Annotated in this window: 11 protein-coding genes and 2 pseudogenes; 10 read left to right on the forward strand and 3 right to left on the reverse strand. The window is 42.8% G+C overall.

Annotation, left to right across the window (positions count from 1 at the left end; translation table 11 throughout):
- Positions 1 to 191: 191 nt before the first annotated feature.
- On the forward strand, positions 192 to 1,670 hold the full coding sequence (locus MKX41_RS07605; protein WP_340969361.1) for an Lsa family ABC-F type ribosomal protection protein: 1,479 nt from the start codon (positions 192 to 194) through the stop codon (positions 1,668 to 1,670).
- 219 nt (positions 1,671 to 1,889) lie between these two features.
- Positions 1,890 to 3,518 (forward strand): response regulator transcription factor, encoded by a 1,629-nt coding sequence (locus MKX41_RS07610; RefSeq protein WP_340969363.1) that lies wholly within the window; start codon positions 1,890 to 1,892, stop codon positions 3,516 to 3,518.
- A 56-nt stretch (positions 3,519 to 3,574) separates the two neighbouring features.
- Here the strand turns inward: MKX41_RS07610 and MKX41_RS07615 are convergent, their stop codons facing one another.
- A complete protein-coding gene (locus MKX41_RS07615) occupies positions 3,575 to 6,304 on the reverse strand; it encodes an alpha-mannosidase (RefSeq protein ID WP_340969364.1) in 2,730 nt (909 codons plus the stop codon).
- 131 nt (positions 6,305 to 6,435) lie between these two features.
- Between MKX41_RS07615 and MKX41_RS07620 the strand changes: the two genes are divergently transcribed.
- The 7 genes from MKX41_RS07620 to MKX41_RS07650 all read left to right on the forward strand — a co-directional run bounded on the left by MKX41_RS07620 (position 6,436) and on the right by MKX41_RS07650 (position 15,685).
- Positions 6,436 to 8,241 (forward strand): cache domain-containing sensor histidine kinase, encoded by a 1,806-nt coding sequence (locus MKX41_RS07620; RefSeq protein ID WP_340969365.1) that lies wholly within the window; start codon positions 6,436 to 6,438, stop codon positions 8,239 to 8,241.
- A 206-nt stretch (positions 8,242 to 8,447) separates the two neighbouring features.
- A complete protein-coding gene (locus tag MKX41_RS07625; protein WP_042188121.1) occupies positions 8,448 to 9,374 on the forward strand; it encodes an ABC transporter permease in 927 nt (308 codons plus the stop codon).
- Between the two features lie 39 nt (positions 9,375 to 9,413).
- Positions 9,414 to 10,298, forward strand: a complete 885-nt coding sequence (locus MKX41_RS07630) for a carbohydrate ABC transporter permease (protein WP_340969367.1) — start codon at positions 9,414 to 9,416, stop codon at positions 10,296 to 10,298.
- 53 nt (positions 10,299 to 10,351) lie between these two features.
- On the forward strand, positions 10,352 to 11,911 hold the full coding sequence (locus tag MKX41_RS07635) for an extracellular solute-binding protein (RefSeq protein ID WP_340969369.1): 1,560 nt from the start codon (positions 10,352 to 10,354) through the stop codon (positions 11,909 to 11,911).
- 299 nt (positions 11,912 to 12,210) lie between these two features.
- A complete protein-coding gene (locus tag MKX41_RS07640) occupies positions 12,211 to 13,434 on the forward strand; it encodes an enolase C-terminal domain-like protein (RefSeq protein ID WP_340969370.1) in 1,224 nt (407 codons plus the stop codon).
- A 43-nt stretch (positions 13,435 to 13,477) separates the two neighbouring features.
- Positions 13,478 to 14,314 (forward strand): NAD-dependent epimerase/dehydratase family protein, encoded by an 837-nt coding sequence (locus tag MKX41_RS07645; protein ID WP_339271240.1) that lies wholly within the window; start codon positions 13,478 to 13,480, stop codon positions 14,312 to 14,314.
- 42 nt (positions 14,315 to 14,356) lie between these two features.
- Entirely contained in the window at positions 14,357 to 15,685 is a 1,329-nt protein-coding gene (locus MKX41_RS07650) for a family 43 glycosylhydrolase (protein ID WP_340969372.1), read from the forward strand.
- Between the two features lie 68 nt (positions 15,686 to 15,753).
- Here MKX41_RS07650 and MKX41_RS07655 read toward each other — a convergent pair.
- Positions 15,754 to 16,956, reverse strand: a pseudogene (locus MKX41_RS07655) (MFS transporter); the annotation flags it as partial.
- 92 nt (positions 16,957 to 17,048) lie between these two features.
- Positions 17,049 to 17,225: pseudogene (locus MKX41_RS07660) on the reverse strand (rhodanese-like domain-containing protein); the annotation flags it as partial.
- A 180-nt stretch (positions 17,226 to 17,405) separates the two neighbouring features.
- On the opposite strand from MKX41_RS07660, the gene MKX41_RS07665 reads away from it, so the two are divergent.
- Positions 17,406 to 20,195 carry a glycoside hydrolase family 3 C-terminal domain-containing protein gene (locus tag MKX41_RS07665; RefSeq protein ID WP_340969373.1) on the forward strand — a complete coding sequence of 930 codons (2,790 nt, stop codon included), beginning with the start codon at positions 17,406 to 17,408 and terminating at the stop codon, positions 20,193 to 20,195.
- Positions 20,196 to 20,436 lie beyond the last annotated feature (241 nt).

Genomic DNA, 20,436 nt, shown 5'->3' on the forward strand with positions numbered 1-20,436 from the left:
TGAATAAAACAACAAAAACGGTTTATTTCGTTTGTTTTATTTTTTGTATGCAAGAAAGTTACTACTTCTTTTCACTCGAACAATATATCCTTATCTAACTCCATTTGGGGCTAGATTTGCTGTATTTATTTGAGTCACAAGAAAGTAACTTTCTTGTGGCTTTTATTTTTTTCATACAGGAGGATACTTATATGTCATTAATAAATGTTACAAATCTAACCTTTGCCTATGAGGGCAGCTACGATAACATCTTTGAGAATGTAAACTTTCAAATCGATACTGATTGGAAATTAGGATTTACCGGAAGAAACGGTAGAGGAAAGACCACCTTTCTGAGTTTATTGCTTGGAAAATATGAATACAGCGGAAATATTTCTGCCCATGTCACTTTTGAATATTTTCCTTTTCAGGTGGATAACAAGGCGCTTAATACCATTGATGTGATCAGCGAAATTTTTCCGGATTATATTCATTGGAAATTAATGCGTGAACTTTCATTATTAAAGGTTTCTGAAGATGTGTTATATCGGCCCTTTGACTCATTGTCTAACGGAGAGCAGACGAAAGTGCTGTTAGCCACTCTCTTCATTAAGGAAAATAGCTTCCTGTTGATCGATGAACCTACCAATCATTTAGACATGACGGCAAGAAAGCTGGTCAGTGATTATCTCAATACGAAAAGTGGATATATTCTGGTCTCTCATGACAGATCTTTTCTTGATAATTGTGTAGACCATATTTTGTCTATAAATAAGACGAATATAGAAATTCAAAAAGGCAATTTTTCAAGCTGGTGGGAGAATAAAGTCAGACAAGATAACTTTGAGCTGGCAGAGGACGAGAAACTCAGAAGAGATATTAAACGCTTATCTGCTTCTTCTAAACGGACAGGCAACTGGTCACATGAAGTGGAAAAAACAAAAAACGGAACGAGAAATTCCGGCTCAAAGGTCGATAAAGGCTACATTGGACACAAGGCCGCTAAAATGATGAAACGCTCTAAAGCCATTGAGCAAAGACAAAATTCTGCGATCAACGAAAAGTCTAAGCTTCTCAAAAATATCGAAAATTCTGAGAATCTAGAGATTACACAGCTTGACTATCATAAACGTCAACTTGCTGAGCTAGACAATATTTCGATTTTTTACGGTGAAAAAAAGGTATGTTCAGACGTAAGCTTCACTATCGAGCAGGGTGAGCGTATTGCTCTGTCGGGTAAAAACGGCTCAGGTAAATCAAGTGTCATCAAATTGATGTGTGATGAGGATATAGATTTCACAGGCACTCTCACAAAGGATAATCAGCTTATCATTTCCTACGTATCCCAAGACACTTCTAATCTGCAGGGGAATTTAACGGATTATGCCAGAGACAACGGAATCGATGAAAGTCTGTTTAAATCTATTCTACGAAAGCTTGATTTTTCTAGAATCCAATTTGATAAAGACATATCCACTTATAGTGGTGGTCAAAAGAAAAAAGTGCTGATTGCCAAAAGCCTTAGTGAGAAAGCTCATTTGTACATTTGGGATGAACCGCTTAATTTTATTGATGTCATTTCACGTATGCAAATTGAAGAGCTGTTGCTTGAATACACGCCAACTCTTGTTTTTGTGGAGCATGATCGGGAATTTTGCAACAATGTTGCTACGAAAATCGTTGAACTTTAATTAAAATGAAGAAATGGGGGAAGTCGACAGAGTTTATCTGTCGGCTTTTTTGTATTATTTTACAAACGCTGCACATTTAAAAAAGCAATTTAATATCCCCCTATAAAAGTTATGGATTACCTCCGTGCAATCCTAACTCGTGTCGAGTACTATGAAACTAAAGACTATAATCTCCAAAAGAAACAGTTGTACATCCAAGTGGATCAGGAGGGAGATCAGATGCTTAGTGTACTTATAGTGGATGATGAATATGAGATTCGTGAAGGATTGCGGAATCGCTTTCATTGGGAGGATTACAATATTACAGAGGTTCTTGTTGCGGATGATGGTGATGTGGCCTTACGTACGGCACTTGAGATCAGGCCCGCTCTGATTATTACAGATATCAAGATGAACCGCATGTCTGGTCTGGAATTCCTTAGCGCCTTATCTGCCGAAGAGGACTATAAGCCTGAGAAGATTATTGTAAGTGGTTATGATGATTTTGAACTGGTCAAGCAGGCCATGAAAATAGGGGTATGCGATTATATTTTGAAACCAATTAATTTGGATGAACTAGGTCAAATGGTGGATAAATCGATAGAGAACATCAATAAAAAGAAGATGGATCATCGTAACCGGCAGATGCTTAAGAATCAGGCGGTCTTCGCCATCTCCAAAATGCGTGAGGAATTATTAAAGGAAATGATTGAGCAGGTTTATGATCCTAATCTTGAAATGCGTAGATACCACCGTCTTCAAACATTGGAGCTTGAATGGATGCTGAAGGAGCCTACGATGTTGATTGTCGTTGAGGCTGATAATTTAAAAGCGATAGAGAATAAGAATCCGCATGAGAAGGAACTGATTCTATTCGGGATCAGTAATGTGTTACATCAGACGCTTGAAGAGGAATACGCCCATCCTTCTGCTCTCTATAAGGACCGTTATAACCGCTGGATTATCGTGCTTGGAAGTCTTTCTCATGAGCAGACGGATATCGCACAGGGCATGGCACAGCTTTTCATTCAAAGAATCAATGATTTTGTCAAAATCACTGCTAGTGCAGGAATGCTGACTAAACCGGGCAATACAAGAAACTTGCACCATATGTATATTGAGGCTGTGAGCGTAATGGAGCAAAAGGCGGTTTATGGGGGCAACAGATTATTCACTGAGCAAGGGCTATTTTACGACGGGGAGAGTGATAACTTGTCACTTCAGAACCCGGATGAAATGCTTGATTTAGTTCGATATGGTTCGGATGAAGATATAACAAGAGCGATGGATACCTTTATCGAGATGATACAGTCGTGGCAGCTTACACAACTTAGGGATATCCAGCAGAAAATTTTTGAATGGCTGTTCGAAGTGTTCCGGCGAGGAGCGGAGGGAACCGTTCTTAAGAATTGGAAAAATAATCCGATCGCAGTTTGGGAGCTGTTGGAGCAATACGATACCCTGCAGGCGCTTCGTGAACAAACAGAGGTCTTTCTGCATGAGATTGCTGCAGACTTTCGTAAGCTTTCGCATACACCTAGCCAAATTGTTAGCGAAGCTGAGAAGATCTTACACCGTGATTATGCTGAAAGCCTAACGCTGCAAATTGTAGCTTCTGCGGTTCACGTAACTCCTGTTTGGCTTAGTAAGTTATTTAAGAAAGAACTGCATATGACCTTTCTTGAATACTTAACAGATATTCGCATTAAAAAGGCAAAAGAAATGCTATACGATGTGCAGTTTAAAATTTATCAAATCTCCTATCAGGTCGGCTACAAAGACCCGGTGCATTTCTCAAAGCTTTTCAAGAAACAGGTAGGCTGCACCCCTAAGGATTTCAGAAGACAGCTTGGAATTGCTGAAGAATAAAGAATCCAGGTTGCTCAGGTTCGGAAGAACCTGGCACCCTGGATCTATGCAAGTATTTATAGTGGCGTGATTCCTATAGTTACAATCCCAGCCTTACATACAGGAATCGGCTGTGTCTGAACCTCGGAGGTCATTTCTTCCATGATATTACTGTGGTATAGCAGGGAGTTTTCTCGGGTATTAATACTCAAATTCGAAGGCGTGTAAGCAAGATTGTACCAGCGTGCCATTAAATCTCCATTATCTTCATTGATTTTTAAACTGGAAAAAGCCATTTCTTTACCATCCCATGCCAGAAAACTGTGCACAGGAGGAAGTGTTCCTTCATGAATACCGGTCTGAGCAGTGGTGACGGGAACAGCATAACGATAGGCTTCACGGTAGGCCGCGAAGCGGTTGTCACCTCCGCCATGTGGGATAAGGCTCCACTCTGCTACATTAACGCCAAGGCACTGAGCATCAGGGGTATGAAAGACGCCCCAGTCGCCAAGTTCTCCTATGGAACGAAGGAGTGTTAGGGCGATTGTACCTTCATCATCCTGCAACACCTCGTACTCATTAAGACCTTTACCGGCTGCGGTCAAGCCGCGATCATCGGCATGTACATCCACGAACGCCTGCATATGCTGACAGTTGCTTGGGTTCTCCCATTCCGGTGCAGGTATGGTTTCGCGCTCAGCGACTTCAAAGACGGAATCTGCGTAATGAAGTGCCGTCTTAATGCCAGTTGGCAGCAGAACACGTAGACGGTGATCCTTGGCGGTGTTGTCGATTCGAGTATGCACTTGCAATGCATGGCTTTCACGCTCCAGACTGATTCGAGTCACAATATTTAGAGGGACAAGCTGCTGTGACCGGACCGACTTCCGCTTACGGAACTCAACCATGGTTTCTACTTCCTGCTGTAACTGTTCATCTGCTGAGGCTGGAACTTCTAAGGTATGTCTGATTTCAAAAGCAGCTCTGTAAGGGGTATTCTCCGTTAGGCGAATCTCAGCAGGGATGCCGCGTGTAGTTATGGCTACATCACCTTCGGGTTGTTTGAAAATGTATTCATTACCTATGTCGCCGACATCCTCGTATACACCAAGATCGCTGTACAGCTCATCGCTGCTTTTGTCGAACATAGAAAAGCTGCCGTCTTGTGCCACAATGACTCGAAGAAATTCATTCTCCATAGTGAAGCCATCGGTAATCAGTGTGTCACTTGAAGATTTCGATATCGCTGTGTCCATTGCGGGAATCCAAGCAAAAGTTGCCAGTCCTAGGGCAGGAAGCGATTTTGCCTCAAAGGTTAGCCGTAATGCATGCGCCATATAAGGCTGTCTAAATCTATCGTTTGGCAGCTCGTAACCGAAGCGTACCCCCAGATCTTCAACAGTGCAGTCTAATCGATCACCTTGGGAATTGACCAGGTAGCCCTCGCCATGCGTTCTGTTAGAGACTTGCTTGAACACGGCACTTGGGTCTTCACTTTGATTGAAGAAACGGTGAGACCACTCAATTTCCAAGGTCACAACGCTGCTGCTAGAATAGCCGCTAGTATTATAAACGACGAACGCAGTGGCGTCATCTCCAAATGATGCGAAGATAGAGGTGTCGACCTTAGCACTAATGAATCTGGCACTGTCAGTTATGAGGGCTGATCCGACCTCCATGCTTTTTGCAAACCGAGTCTTCATCTCATGGTAGACTTCATCTACACTGCAGCCGCAAATACTGTCATGCGGATGGTTCTGCATAAGCGTCTTCCAGGCATATTGCATTAGACCGTGCGGATAAGCTTTGCCTAATCCATGTGCAATAGCGGCTAGCGGTTCAGCTATTTTTTCTAGAAGAGTCTGGTTCTGTTGATTGAGCTGCTTGATGTATACCCTCGCTGAAGCAGTATTTACTAGTGAGTACCAGCCGTCTGTATGTTGCCCGCGCAGCTCCCCTGTAGTAAGGGTTAGGTCATCGGGAAGCTCATTTTTAACGGCTTTTACATAATCATCATAGTTAGAATGAATGAAATCACAGTCTGGATATAATTCACGCGCAACACGTAAAGCTTCAGAAAGATCGGTTTGGATGGGCTGGTGATCACATCCATTCATAAGCAGTAAATGTCGGGTGGAAGCATATTGTCTGGTACGTGCAAGGCGATGGTCCCAGTAGCTTTTAGCAGTATCAGGATCAACAGGAATTTCCATGCCATTGTTGTACCAATTCGCAAAGAGAATACCGAGCACTTTGGAGCCGTCAGGAGATTGCCAGATCAGCTCAGAGTAAGGAGATTCCTGATCAGAGGCATCTACCACTCGATTGTTGAAACCAGTAGCTTTCACACCCCTGCCGAAGATGGCTGTATCGATTCCAGCTTGCTGAAGAATCTGTGCAGCTTGGCCCATATTGCCAAAAGAATCCGGGAAATAGCCGATCTTAGAGATGGGACCGAATGTCCTTGCATCACGATGTCCGATTTGCAGATTGCGAACATTAGCTTCACCGCTTGTCAGAAATTCGTCTTGAAGAATATACCACGGCCCAAGAGAGAGCTTGCCAGCATCGCATAATCTCTGGATGATTTCACGCTTCTCAGGATAAACCTGCAAATAATCTTCCACTACTATGGTTTGTCCATCTAGATAAAAGCTCTTAAAATCCGGATCGGATTCAAACGTCTCAATCAAAGAATTTATAGTTTCGATAAGCTTAACGTGATGAGCTTCATAGGGCATATACCATTCTCTATCCCAGTGAGTATGAGAGATGACATGTACAACGGTTTTACTAGCTCCAGTCAATACGATTCCTCTTTTCCATAAGATGATGAATGCTACAGCCTAATTATATAAAATGCATTTTTTGCCACAATGAGTGGATCGCAAATTATTGCGGGGATTATTGTCGACATGTAAGGATTGGGGGGATTGTTATGAATCGTTTCACTCTGCGTCTAGGCGCATCGTTAAGGAACCGTATCATATTGGTATTTTTTATGATTATTATTGTGCCTTTTCTCATCTTTGCTTACTTTGCGCATATTAAGTCTATTGAAGGCATCACGAATACGAACACTAAGATCTCACTGAGCTACCTTCAGCAAGCAGCTAAAAATTTTGAGATTTATCTTAATACACTTAATGATCAGGTCAACACTCTTATCGGCAATAAACGTGTACAAGATTTATTGATTGATCCGCCCGCCAATCCTGCTGAAGAAGAGGATTTTACTGTAAATCTACTTACCGTGCTCTATCAGGCCACTCCACAAATCGATGCTTTCCGAGTGCGAGTATATCCAATAAATCCTTCGCTGTATCCTTCTTATATGAATACATTGGGAGAAGCGGCGAATATAACTTCAGAGGAATGGTTTACGCGGTCACAAGGGACTGTAGGTCCAATGTGGGAGTTATTTATGCCACAGCAAGGCAAATATGGCCGCCCTCTGCTAGGATATATCAAGCGTTTCTCAGGACTCTATGACCGTGAGCCCCGAGGTATGGTCGTTACAGAAGTTTCAGAGGATCATTTGAAGCGTTACTTCTCACCCACTGAGCAATTGAAGAATCAGAAGCTGCTACTCATGAATCGTGACGGTACTATTTATTATGACTCATCATCCAATGAATGGGCCGGCACACGATTTCCTTCGAATTCGTTCATTACCCATCTTCAAAAAAATCCGGCGGGTTCACAAACGATCAAGATTGATGGACACAAGTATCTTACTACTTATGTCAGCTTAGACAGTGAGCCTTGGGCGATTGTCAGTCTGACGTTATTGAAGGAACTGACTGGAACAAGTGATGAAATGACACGTCTGCTAATCATCTTTCTGTTTATTTATCTCGTCTGCTGCTTTGCCGTTGTTTTTTACATTACGGTGTATTTCACCCAGCCTATCGCACGTCTGGTAAGGCTTATGCGGAGAATGGAGGAGGGCAATTTTCAGACAGAAGCGTTGACTTCGTCAAGAACAGATGAAGTAGGCTGGTTGTATCGAGGCGTCGGAAGTCTTGTCCAGCGGATTGACGTATTGATCCAGGAAGCGTGGCGTTCCGAGCGAAAGAAGAAGGCTTTGGAGTTTCAGGTGCTCAGCCACCAGATCAACCCACATTTTCTCTATAATACGCTTGAATCTATTCGGTGGAAGGCAGAAAATCATGGCCGCAGCGACATTAGTGAAATGGTATCTGCACTGGGAAATCTACTTCGGCTCAGCCTGAATCAAGGAAAGGAGATTACCACGCTGCGGCGTGAGATTGAGCAAGTTAAAGCTTATGTGCTGATTGAACAGGCCCGAATGGGCAAAACAATCCGGATTTTATATTCCATAGATGAAGATTTGCTGGATTTTCCATTCCTTCGCCTGCTGCTACAACCTCTAGTAGAAAATGCAATCCAACATAGTGTGCGGACTGACTTCGAGAAGGGGAAAATCATTGTGTCCGCTAGACGTGAAAAGGAAGATATGATCATCGAGATTGCAGATAATGGAAAAGGCATTCCACAAAGTATCATTGACGAGCTGGATTATGAAGATCCTGGGGAGGAAATGTATATAACTACTCGGAGAGGTGTGGGCTTGCGCAATGTGAACGACCGTCTGAAGCTGTATTTTGGCTCTGACTATAAGCTACAGATTCAGATCGGAGCACAAGGAGGGACCCGTATTTTATTGCGACACCCTATGAAGGTAGACGAAGAATTGTCCAAAACAGGTGAGGCCCATTAATGGCCTGACTCAATCAAATCGTTAAAAGACTTATAAAGTAGCGATTCTCGCATCTAAGAGAATCGCTACTTTTATTTTTACACAGGGAATTGGATATCTCGTGGATCAGGATAAAAATGAATCAACAAAGTGCAAGATTGACTCATAGTAAGTGCACATCCACTCTTTTACAATTAATTTATCCAAACAGCGAAAGGGAAATCGATATGAAACTAAACGGAGTGTTCAAGGAACTGTACAAAAATCGCACCTTGCTGCTCATGTTCTTACCCGTCGGGGTACTGTTCTTGCTCTTTAACTATCTACCGCTGGCTGGTCTTGTAATCGCCTTCAAGAATTTTGATTTCTCCAAAGGGATTTTTGGAAGTGATTGGATGGACCCACTGTTCAGCAACTTTGACTATGTATTCTCTTCTCCGGTGGCATTCCGGGCCATCCGCAACACGATCCTATTAAATGCTCTCTTTATAGCAATAGGGCTCGTTTTTGAAGTTGGGTTTGCTCTCCTATTGAATGAAATGCGCAATAAGTATTTCAAACGAATTACGCAATCCTTGACCTTTTTACCGTTCTTTATCTCATGGATTGTTGTAGGTGTATTCGCTTATAATCTGATGAACTATGAGAATGGAGCGATAAATCGCTTCCTGGAGTACCTAAATCTTCAACCGATTGACTTCTATAGTAGAGCCGAGCTGTGGCCGGCTATCCTAACCATTGCTGCCCGCTGGAAAATCACTGGCTATGGCACAATTATCTATTTGGCCGCGTTAACCTCTATTGACAGTTCCTATTATGAAGCTGCTTCCATTGATGGAGCATCTAGATGGCAGCAGATCAGGTACATCAGTATTCCTATGCTGCGGCCAACGATTATCATCCTGACGCTACTAGCAGTAGGTAGAATTATGAATGCTGATTTTGGGATGTTCTACGCCATGGTAGGTGACGCTTCTCTACTCTTTCCAACCACAGATGTTATTGACACCTTTGTCTATCGGAGCCTGCGTAAATCTGGTGATATTGGGATGGCTTCCGCTGCGGGCTTTCTACAGTCCTTTGTTGCCTTCTTCCTAGTCCTTGGGAGTAACTATGCGGCACGCAAAATCGACAAAGACTCAGCGATATTCTAAAGCCAAGCTCATCTAACTTTAAGGAGGTCATCCCACACGATGTCAGCAAGAAAATTCTCTTTCAGCCAGTTCCTAATCGCTTTGGTCATCGGCCTATTCAGTCTGGCCTGCCTGTTCCCGTTTCTCATGGTGATCTCAGGCTCGCTTAGTACGGAAAAAGATATTATGCAGTACGGCTATTCTATATGGCCGAAGACGATAACATTTGATTCCTATCGTATTTTACTTCTTGGCTCTAATCGAATCTTTGAAGCGTACGGAGTCAGCACATTCGTCACTGTTGTCGGAACTATTTTGTCGCTCTTCTTAACGAGCATGGGCGCTTATGTAATGGCAAGACGTTCTTTTAAATATAGGAATATTCTTTCTATCTTTGTCATCATCACCATGCTCTTCAGTGGGGGATTGGTTCCCTGGTATATCGTTATCGTCAGATACCTGCATTTGAAAGATACGATTTGGGCGCTTATTCTTCCATCGCTGGGGAATGCCTTCAATATGTTTCTAATTCGAAACTTTATGCTCTCTATTCCAGAGGATCTGCATGAATCGGCCAAAATGGACGGTGCAGGTGAATTCAGAATCTATTCTAGGCTGATCATGCCACTGGCTCTACCAGTTCTAGCGACTGTTGGCTTGTTCGTAGCACTCGGGTATTGGAACGACTGGTTCCTCGGGTTAATGTTCGTCGATAAGCAAGAGCTTCAACCACTGCAACTCCTTCTGCGTACATTGATCTCTAATGTCGATTTCTTGAAGAACTCTGGAAATGCGGCAGCGATGCAGCGGATTTCAGCTCAGATTCCTTCCGAGTCTATCAAAATGGCGCTAACAGTTATAACCATTGGACCTATTATTTTCTTGTATCCATTCCTGCAACGTTATTTCGTTAAAGGTCTTATGATTGGAGCAGTTAAAGGTTAACTATGTCGACTTAAGTCGTATAGTATAAATTAAAGGTAAAAGGGGAGATTAGGATGCGCAAACGCATGGGTAGATTTCAGATCGTCCTGATAGCAATGCTATTGCTAGGACTGATTATGTCCGCATGTAGCTCGAGTGGCGGAAATACTTCATCCAATGAAACGAATCAAAACAAGGGCAACACCGGTTCTAACACAGAGCCTGCGAAAGGTGAAGATGAAGTTACACTCAAATTCTATTTCGGTGGGGACAAAAAGGCGGCCACGGACGAGGTTTGGTCCAAAATTAGTGATTACGTGAAATCCAAAGGCCTAAACGTTAAGTTCTCCGTAAATTTCATACCTTTTGGCGACTTCAAGGAAAAAATGCTCGTGATGGCCGCATCCGGGGATAACTGGGATATGAACTTTGATGGAGATTGGCTCTCCTATAAACAAATGGCTGCAAAAGGTTCCTACATGGCCTTAAATGATCTGCTCCCGAAATATGCGCCTAATCTTGAGAAGAAATATGTAGAACAAGGAACGTTAGGAGCTGCAACAGTTAACGGACAAATCGTAGGACTTCCATGGACAATGAAAATGAATGAACGTAAATTTGCTGGATGGCGTTCAGATCTGGCTGAAAAAGCAGGCATTAACATCGCTCCGGATTCTATTCAAACGATTGAAGATGTCGACAATCTGCTTCGTGAGCTGAAAAAAGCTTATCCGAACGAGAAGCTTTCCCGTACTACACCTCTATCTTTGTATTATATCCGCGATGAATGGGTAGATCTCAACTTCCATGGGTTAGGCTTCTATCTGAGTGATCCAAAAATTACTATTCAATCTGTTGAACAACAGCCTTTCTTCCTCGAAGCTTCTCTTTTGGCAAAGAAATGGTATGACGACAAACTGATCAACAGAGATGCCATGATTGATAAAGAAGGAGCAGAAGATCAGTGGAGAAACGGTAAATTGCTCTTTACTGTAACATCACATGAATGGGCTTATGCTGATCCAGGCTTCTCTGATGCTTCCTATAAACAAGGGATGTCGCTCATGTATCCAGACAAAAAGTATGTCAACCGTACAGCACTTGCTAATGTTGTAGCCATCAATGTAAACTCCAAGAATCCAGATCGGGTACTTCGTTTCCTTGATATGGTTGAGACTGACCAAACGCTATATGATTTGTTGCAATACGGTATCGAAGGCAAAACCTATGTCCTGAATGGTGAAGCTGCGGATTATCCGGAAGGCATGCAGTCTTCTACGAGTAATTACATGGAGTGGGGTGGACAATGGGCGTTCTGGAAACCTCAATACATGCGTCCAACAACAACTTATGCTAAAGATTTCTGGGTGAAAGAAGCCGATTTTGCTAATCAGCCGTACAATGTGAATTCCCCGATTGACGGTCTGTTTATTGCTGAAGATGCTATGAAGAATGAATTAGCTAAACGCGATCAAGCCACCGATGAGATCAGCAGACCGATTGAATACGGTATGGTGAAGGATGTTAACAAAGCTGTAGCGGATTATGTGGAGACTCAAAAGAAAAACGGACTTGATAAAATTATTACTGAAACTCAGAAACAAATAGACGCTTATCTTGCTGCCAAAAAATAAGCTGCGGAGTTACTGCATGGAAGTGACGCCAATCTGAATTCAGAAGGCTGCTGAAACGTGCGGAGACCACAGACCTACTGTATCGGATTTATAATTTGAAGTGATTATCATAAGGGTTTTTGATTAATAAAAAGGCGTCCCAAGTTGTCGTTTTACGACAGTCTAGGACGTTTTTTGTTCCATTCTATCCCATCAACAGGAAGAGGATAGAAATGCGGTGGAAAGTTTAATAACGTCCCGTTTGGATGTGTCGATGATTACATTAAAATAAAAGCGACACAAAAGGGGATGGTGAAATCATGGCAAAAATAACAGGAGTAGAATGCATCCGCACCAGACATGATGGAAGCTGGACAATTGTGAAAGTAACGACGGATCAGGATGGATTGTATGGGATTGGTTCCGCATCAGATTTGTATAATCCTGAGGCTGTAGTTCAAGTTGTTGAGCAACTGCTTGCACCACTTCTAAAGGGTCGTGATCCGGCAAATATTGAAGACCTCTGGCATCTTATGCATATGAGTGGTTATTGGAGAAACGGTGCCATTCTTAATACGGCTATCGGTGGTATTGATATGGCCTTGTGGGATATCAAAGGTAAAGAAGCGAACCTGCCAGTCTATCAGCTTCTGGGAGGTGCCTGCCGTTCGGCGATCCCTTGTTATGGCCATGCTGGTGGCAATGATATCACAGAGCTCAAGGAAGATGTCTATAAATTCATTGAGGAAGGTTACACAGTGATTCGTGTCCAGATGGGAGGATACGGCGGCGGTGGGTTTGTCAGCGGGAAGGAAGCGAAGCTTCCTGTCCATCCTTGGAGCAGTGGTCCTGTATTTGACGAGCATGCTTATCTGAATGCCATTCCTGACATGTTCGAGAAGCTTCGTGTGGAATTTGGATCCGGCGTTCAGTTCACTCATGATGTCCATGAGCACCTCTCGCCTATACATGCGATTCAACTCTCAAAACGCTTAGAGCCTTACAGTCTTTTCTACTTAGAGGATGCAATAGCACCAGAGCAGATTGGTTGGTACCGCCAGCTTCGGCAACAGAGCGCAACACCGCAGGCTGTGGGTGAGTTATTTGTGAACCCGCAGGAATGGACAGGGCTTATGCAGGAGAAACTGATTGATTTTATTAGGGTACGAGTTTCTAAGGCAGGGGGCATCAGTGCCTGTCGTAAAATAGCCGCATTGGGTGAAATCTACGGTGTCCGCACGGCTTGGCAAGAAGGAGGAGAAAATGATCCAGTGAACCAGGCAGCTGCAGTTCATCTGGATATGGCACTTTGGAACTTCGGCATCCAGGAAATTAATCATTTCAAGCAGGAAGAATTAGAAGCTTTTCCAGGACATATCGTCAGACAAGGTGGGTACCTGTACCCCTCTGACAAACCGGGATTAGGTATTGATATCGATGAAGTGCAGGCTAAAACTCTTCTCAGAGAACAATGGAGTTCTAGTCAATATCACCGGCCTTATCCTCTGGACCGCAAAGCAGACGGAACATTGGTACGCCCTTAGATTACAGTACTAAAATAACCGCAGATCAAGGAGGTAGATTGAAATGAACACTATTGCCGTTACTGGTGGTGGGGGCAAACTTGGCTCTCAAGTAATCGGGATGCTCCAAGAGCAGAAATATGATGTTGTGTCGTTAGATAATCATCTGTCTGATCGAATTCATTGCAAGCAGATTAAAGTCGATCTGAATGATTTCGGGCAAGTGGTGGGATCGCTTGAAGGCGTAGATGCTATCATACATTTAGCTGCAATACCTGCTCCGATTCATTATCCACATTCTTATATTTATGCGAACAATACAGTGGCTGGTTATCATGTACTAGAAGCGGCTTCTCTCTTGGGTATTCGTAAAGTGATAATGGGCTCAAGTGAGTCTTCCTACGGATTTGCTTGGGCTCCACAACCCTTTTCACCGCATTATTTTCCGGTAGACGAAGACCATCCACAGCTACCGCAAGAATGTTATGGACTCTCCAAAGTCGTCAACGAGCTGACTGCTGAAATGTTTCACCGGAGAAACGGTATGCAGGTGACATCCCTACGTTTCTCTATGATTACTGGTCCTGGAGATTATCGACATCTTGCGATTGCAAAACCAGAGACCTTCAAACCTATTTTATGGAGTTATATTGATATTCGGGATGCAGTGACGGCTTGTATTGCCGCTCTTCATGCTGAACTTAATGGAGCCATCCACCTGAACATCACTGGAGATGATACATTAAGTGACCGAACAACAGAAGAACTGCTGAAGAGCTTTTACTCTGAAGTAGGAGACTTGCGTAAGACATTCCAAGATAGAGAGGCTATTGTCAGTAATGCTCTGGCGAAAAAGCTCCTGTCTTGGCAACCTAAATACTCATGGTCAAAACAGAAGTAGAATAGCAACCTATCAAAAAAGCATACTTCAGGAGGTCTTATCATGTCTAACAACAATCAAGATATAATTGTCGAATCAAAAAAGAGAACATCTTTGAATCCTGTAATTACATCCATCTATACGGCTGACCCATCAGCTCATGTCTGGAGTGATGGTAAGATTTATATTTACGCTTCCCATGATATGGATCCAGCCAGAGGCTGTGATCTTATGGACAGATACCACGTATTTTCCTCTCAAGATATGGTGAATTGGGTGGATGAAGGTGAAATTCTTAGTTCGGACGATGTCGCTTGGGGCAGACCTGAAGGCGGTTTCATGTGGGCTCCAGACTGTGCGTACAAGAATGGAACCTACTATTTCTATTATCCTCATCCGAGTGACTCGAATTGGAATGATTCGTGGAAAATTGGGGTAGCGACAAGCAAGAAGCCAGCAAGTGATTTTACCGATCAGGGATATATTCCAGGGCTTGGCGGGTTCGCTTTGATCGATCCATGTGTGTTAGTGGACGAAGATGATCGCGCTTATATGTATTACGGCGGAGGGAGTACATGTCTTGGCGGGGAACTGAATGAAGATATGTTGTCTCTGAAGAACGGGATGACTGAAATGGAGGGACTAGAAGATTTTCATGAAGCAGCCTGGGTATTCAAAAGAAACGGTCTTTACTACCTTACCTATGCGGATAACTTAGAAGACAATAATCGAATGAGATACGCCACCAGTGAGAATCCGCTTGGTCCGTGGATGTACAGAGGGATCTTTCTAGAGCCGACAGGCTGTTCAACAACTCATGGTTCCGTGGTGGAGTTCAAAGACCAATGGTATTTGTTCTATCATAATCAGTCCATTTCTGGAGAAGGTAATCTGCGTAGCGTGTGTATCGATTACCTAGAGTTCAACGAAGACGGTACGATCAAGCCGGTTATTCAGACAAAAGAGGGCGTCTCATCGATTGGAACTACACCGGAAGTCAATCCTTATCTTAAGACATATCCGGCTTCGGATTGTATGGTTTTTGGAGGAGCAGAAATACAGACGCTAGAATCAGGTCAACAGGTGGTGAGCCACTTACAAACAGAGGGTTCCTACGTTATTTTCAATAATATAGAGGGAGGAGAGGGAGGCAGAGCTTCCATTGAACTTCATTATGCTACGAGTGAACGTCTGGCAAAAGTGAATTTATACGTCAATGATAAGGATTACTCGCTCCTTAATGCCCTCTCCACTGGTGGAGCTCAACAATTTAGTGGCCGTACGAATATTACCGTCAATGTATTGCCGGGTGCTATTAATACGCTGAGAATCACGGGCGGTCATGGTGAAATTAGTATTATACAAATGACGATTAGCCCACTTGTGGATTGAAATGTACGCTATTTTTTAAAATAAATTACTATTAAAAGTCAAAGGTTGATCTCATATCTTTCTTGAGGTCAACCTTTGTTATTGTTATTCAAATTTCGAGACGAAAGAACGACTGGAATAAGCAATAATGCAACGAAGCCTCCACCAAGTGATAAAATGGCGTAACTGGAATTTGCTAAAATCATACCAGATAAAGTTCCACCAGATGCTCCTGCCAACGCGATCAAGACATCTACTGAACCTTGCGTCTTGGCACGAGTAGATAGTGTAGTGGAATCTAAGATTAGTGCAGTGCCGCTAATTAAACCGAAATTCCAACCTAGTCCGAGCAAAGACAATGCAATGATAAGCACAAGTAAAGAATCAGCAGGAGCTATAGCCGCTGTTATGCCTGCAAGAAGAAGCGTGACTGCTGAAGCAATGGCCATTGCTTTTCGTCCAACTTTATCAACGAGAATCCCTGTTAAAAGAGAAGGGAGGTACATCGCACCTATATGAAATCCGATAACAAGTCCCACTGATTTCAGTCCATGTCCATGATGTCCCATATGTACTGGAGTCATTGTCATTATTGCGATCATGATAACTTGAGTTAAGACCATTACTGTGGCTCCAATAATAACGCCCTTTTTGTTGAAAGAAGCTGTATTTCCTGTTGAATGATCAGGATGACTTGGAGTGGAGCTTAGTGCCTCTGCAAGAGCTTTTGCAACAACGAGCGGATCTGGTCTAAGCAAAGCTAGAAGGATTAAACCAGCGACAATGTATGCTGCAGCAGCTAGAATGAACGGTCCTGCAAGAGCCGGGACACCAATAGATTCAGCGAACTTCCCCATTACATTAACTAAGTTTGGCCCAGCAACAGCACCAAATGTAGTTGAAACCATTGCGATGCTAATCGCTGTTTCTCGTTGAGTGGGGGCCGCCAAATATGTACCCGCTTAACATGTCTGCAAATTAGTTGCAGTGCCTGCTCCATAGATAAGCAATGAGAACAATAAAAGTAGAATATTATTAGTTAAAGCAGAAATTACGACTCCGATTGCTCCTAATCCGCCTATTAAGAATCCAGTAGCAAGATCACTACGCCTTCCGAATCTTTGAGATAGATGTCCAACAAATAATGCTGCCCCAGCAGATCCTAGTGTAAAAAGTGCAGCAGCAAGACCTGCTCCTCCAAAAATTTGCGAAATGATGACAATAAATAGTGTTTTCCGATATAATTGGTGTTGCTTTTCTGGAGAAACGAGGTAACTTTGTAACCATTTAGGATGATTGTAATACTTGTAGAATCACTAACTTTCGTCGACATTAGATTTTCCGCCTTACTAGCAACACTTCTTAATGTTCTTGCTTTTGTTTTTAATTCGACTGCCTCCACGGACATTAAACAGCAAGGTCCTCTACAATAAGCGACTACATCATAATTTGAGGGTAAGGAAGCAAGCTTCTCTTCTAATTCTTCAATAGGAATAGATATAGCCCCTGGAATATGTGCCACATCATATTCTTCCTTCGGTCTTACATCCAACAGCAAAACTATTCGTAATTAAATTAGTGAAGGGTCCAAACTAAAATTATTATATTAATAAAGTTAATTATTATATATATTCCAGTTTTCCAATGTACTATAATGATATAGATGCATTGTTAGCATGTTATTAAAGGAATGAAGATTTCAAGAAACAACCTATAGAATTGAACAACAGGAGGAAATAAGTTGAGCACACAGAATGTGGGAATTCCATTAGAAGGTTTTGCAGAATTTAGCCGGACAGTAGCCGCTGAAGGTGCGGTGCTGGTGAAGAATGATAATCAGGTACTTCCGCTTGGCGAAGGCGATAATGTTGCGATTTTTGGCAGATCCCAAGTGAATTATTATCGCAGTGGTACAGGTTCCGGCGGTAGTGTCCATGTTACTTATACGACCAATTTATTGGATGGTCTTCGCACTAAGAAGAACTTTACAGTTAACGAAGATCTGGCTGCTGTCTATGAAAAGTGGATTGAACAGAATCCATTTGATAATGGTGGAGGCGCATGGGCTGCAGAACCTTGGCATCAGAAGGAAATGTCTTTGAGCAATGAATTGGTTTCCGAAGCTAGAAACAAATCGAATAAAGCCATTCTTGTAATTGGACGCACGGCAGGGGAAGATCAGGATAATGCTGATGCACCGGGCAGCTACCAATTGACAAATGATGAACAGGCAATGCTGAAGCAGGTAACTACATATTTTGAGCAAACAATCGTTGTCCTGAATGTCTCCAACATTATTGATATGAACTGGATGAACGATGAAAGCTATAAATATCCAATTTCAACTGTGATTTATTCATGGCAGGGTGGTATGGAAGGCGGAAATGCGATTGCAGATGTGCTGTCTGGAGAGGTAACTCCAAGTGGTAAACTGACGGATACAATCGCTTATTCCATCAATGATTACCCATCAACACAGAATTACGGCAATGAATTTACGAACTTGTATCAGGAAGATATCTATGTAGGATATCGTTATTTCGAGACATTTTGCCCAGATAAGGTTCAATTTGAATTTGGTTATGGTTTATCTTATACAACTTTTAGTATCGAGCCAGAAGAAGCCAAGTTGATTACCAAAGAAGGCGAGTCTTTCATTGAAATCGGCGTAACCGTTACCAATACAGGAACTTCCTTTGCTGGTAAAGAGGTTGTTCAGGTCTATTATGAAGCTCCACAAGGTAAGCTTGGTAAGCCAGCTAAAGCTCTGGTGTCATTCGGTAAGACGAAAGTTCTTGAACCGGGTGAAGCACAGCGCCTTACCGTGAGTTTCTCAGCTCATTCTATGGCTTCTTATGATGACGCAGGCGTAACAGGACATGCTTCTGCCTATGTTCTCGAAGAAGGAACGTACCGCTTGTATGTGGGAACTAGTGTTAAACAAGTGGTGGCAGTCGGTGTTGAGGGTAAAGAAGGCTATGTCGTTGAAGCTCTTCAAGTTGTGGAGCAATTGCAAGAAGCGCTCGCGCCTACAGAAAGCTTTACGAGAATGATGCCAGGTGCTCAGAAGGCGGACGGTTCGTACGAGATTGTTTATGTTGAAGTTCCTAAACGTAAAATTTCGTTGGCTGAGCGAATTGAAACTAATCTTCCAGAGACGATCTCACAAACAGGTAATAAAGGATATAAATTAAGAGACGTATATGAACAGAAGGTTAGCATGGAAGCTTTCATTGCACAGCTCAGTGATGAGGATTTGGCTGCAATTGTACGTGGTGAAGGGATGAGCAGTCCTTTAGTTACACCGGGCACGGCTTCTGCATTTGGAGGCGTAAGTGACAGTTTATTTAATCTCGGAATTCCAGTGGCTTGTACAGCTGATGGTCCTTCAGGGATTCGTATGGACAGCGGAGCAAAGGCGACTCAAGTTGCTATCGGAACGCTTCTTGCAGCTACTTGGAATGCGGATTTGGTAGAAGAGCTTTATGTTATGGAAGGGCAAGAGTTGTTAAGAAATAACGTGGATTCCTTGCTTGGACCTGGCCTCAATATCCGACGCAGTCCGCTTAATGGACGTAACTTTGAGTATTTTTCAGAAGATCCTTTGATCTCTGGGGTGTTTGCTGCTGCATGTACTCGCGGTATTTTGAAAGGCGGCTCAACCGCTACGATGAAGCATTTCGCTTGTAACAATCAGGAGAAACATCGTAGTAAAGTAAACGCCGTGGTGTCTGAACGTGCACTTCGTGAGATTTATTTGAAAGGTTTTGAAATCTCCGTGAAGCAGGGCGGTTCGAATTCTGTAATGACCTCCTACAATCCAGTTAATGGACACTGGGCGGCTTCGAATTATGATTTGAACACCACGATTCTTCGTGGAGAGTGGGGCTTTAAAGGCATTGTAATGACTGACTGGTGGGCGATCATGAATGATGTAGTTAATGGTGGACCAGCAGATCGGAAATTTACAAATTGGATGGTTCGTGCACAAAACGACCTCTATATGGTTGTACCTAACTATGGTTCAGAAATTAACGGATGGAATGATAACACCATTGAGTCGTTGGAAAATGGCACGTTAACCCGTGGAGAGCTCCAACGTTCTGCCATAAACATTTGTGAGTTTATCATGAATGCACCTGTATTCTCGAGAAAACAGGAAATTGTAGAAACTGTAGAGTTCTTTAAAGCTAATCCTTCACTTACTGAAGAACAAGCTCAATCCTTATCACAGAATCCACAGGTTAAACCTGTCGTAGAAGGATCGACTAGCTTTAAAGTGGAACAGGCTGGTCAATACCGTATCCTGGTGCATATTATGTCAACGGAACCTGAGCTGGCTCAAAGTGCGTGCAATGTATCAGTGAATGATCAATTGATGACAACCATTCAAACAAATGGTACTGAAGGTCAGTGGATCAGACAAAAGCTTGTGAAAGTTGAACTCGAAGCAGGTCTTTATGATATGAAATTGGAGTTCATCAAACCAGGTTTGCAGATCGATTGGATTGAATTCAATAAAATCGACTAGGTGTCATGCGTTAATGTTAGATAGATAGTAAATATAGTTCATTTCTAAAAACCGCGATATATTTCGCGGTTTTTTTGTTGTACTTATTGTTGCGGGGGTTCATATATTTCATTTCCACTGCTCCACATGAGTATGTAGGAGTGATTTGGACTCCTTTATTGGATACTAAAATATGAGGAAATTGACCGGTACACCAACTATGGTGTGTCGGGCTTTTTGCAGATTATATACTTTACAAATA

The sequence above is a fragment of the Paenibacillus sp. FSL R5-0475 genome (genome assembly GCF_038004585.1).
Taxonomy (GTDB): Bacteria; Bacillota; Bacilli; order Paenibacillales; family Paenibacillaceae; genus Paenibacillus_AQ.

Bases quoted from the DNA above. Each gene is read 5' to 3' on its own strand.
- MKX41_RS07630 (WP_340969367.1), top strand. From the start codon at position 9,414: ATGTCAGCAAGAAAATTCTCTTTCAGCCAGTTCCTAATCGCTTTGGTC.
- MKX41_RS07640 (WP_340969370.1), top strand. From the start codon at position 12,211: ATGGCAAAAATAACAGGAGTAGAATGCATCCGCACCAGACATGATGGA.
- MKX41_RS07625 (WP_042188121.1), top strand. From the start codon at position 8,448: ATGAAACTAAACGGAGTGTTCAAGGAACTGTACAAAAATCGCACCTTG.
- MKX41_RS07605 (WP_340969361.1), top strand. From the start codon at position 192: ATGTCATTAATAAATGTTACAAATCTAACCTTTGCCTATGAGGGCAGC.
- MKX41_RS07645 (WP_339271240.1), top strand. From the start codon at position 13,478: ATGAACACTATTGCCGTTACTGGTGGTGGGGGCAAACTTGGCTCTCAA.
- MKX41_RS07635 (WP_340969369.1), top strand. From the start codon at position 10,352: ATGCGCAAACGCATGGGTAGATTTCAGATCGTCCTGATAGCAATGCTA.
- MKX41_RS07650 (WP_340969372.1), top strand. From the start codon at position 14,357: ATGTCTAACAACAATCAAGATATAATTGTCGAATCAAAAAAGAGAACA.
- MKX41_RS07610 (WP_340969363.1), top strand. From the start codon at position 1,890: ATGCTTAGTGTACTTATAGTGGATGATGAATATGAGATTCGTGAAGGA.
- MKX41_RS07620 (WP_340969365.1), top strand. From the start codon at position 6,436: ATGAATCGTTTCACTCTGCGTCTAGGCGCATCGTTAAGGAACCGTATC.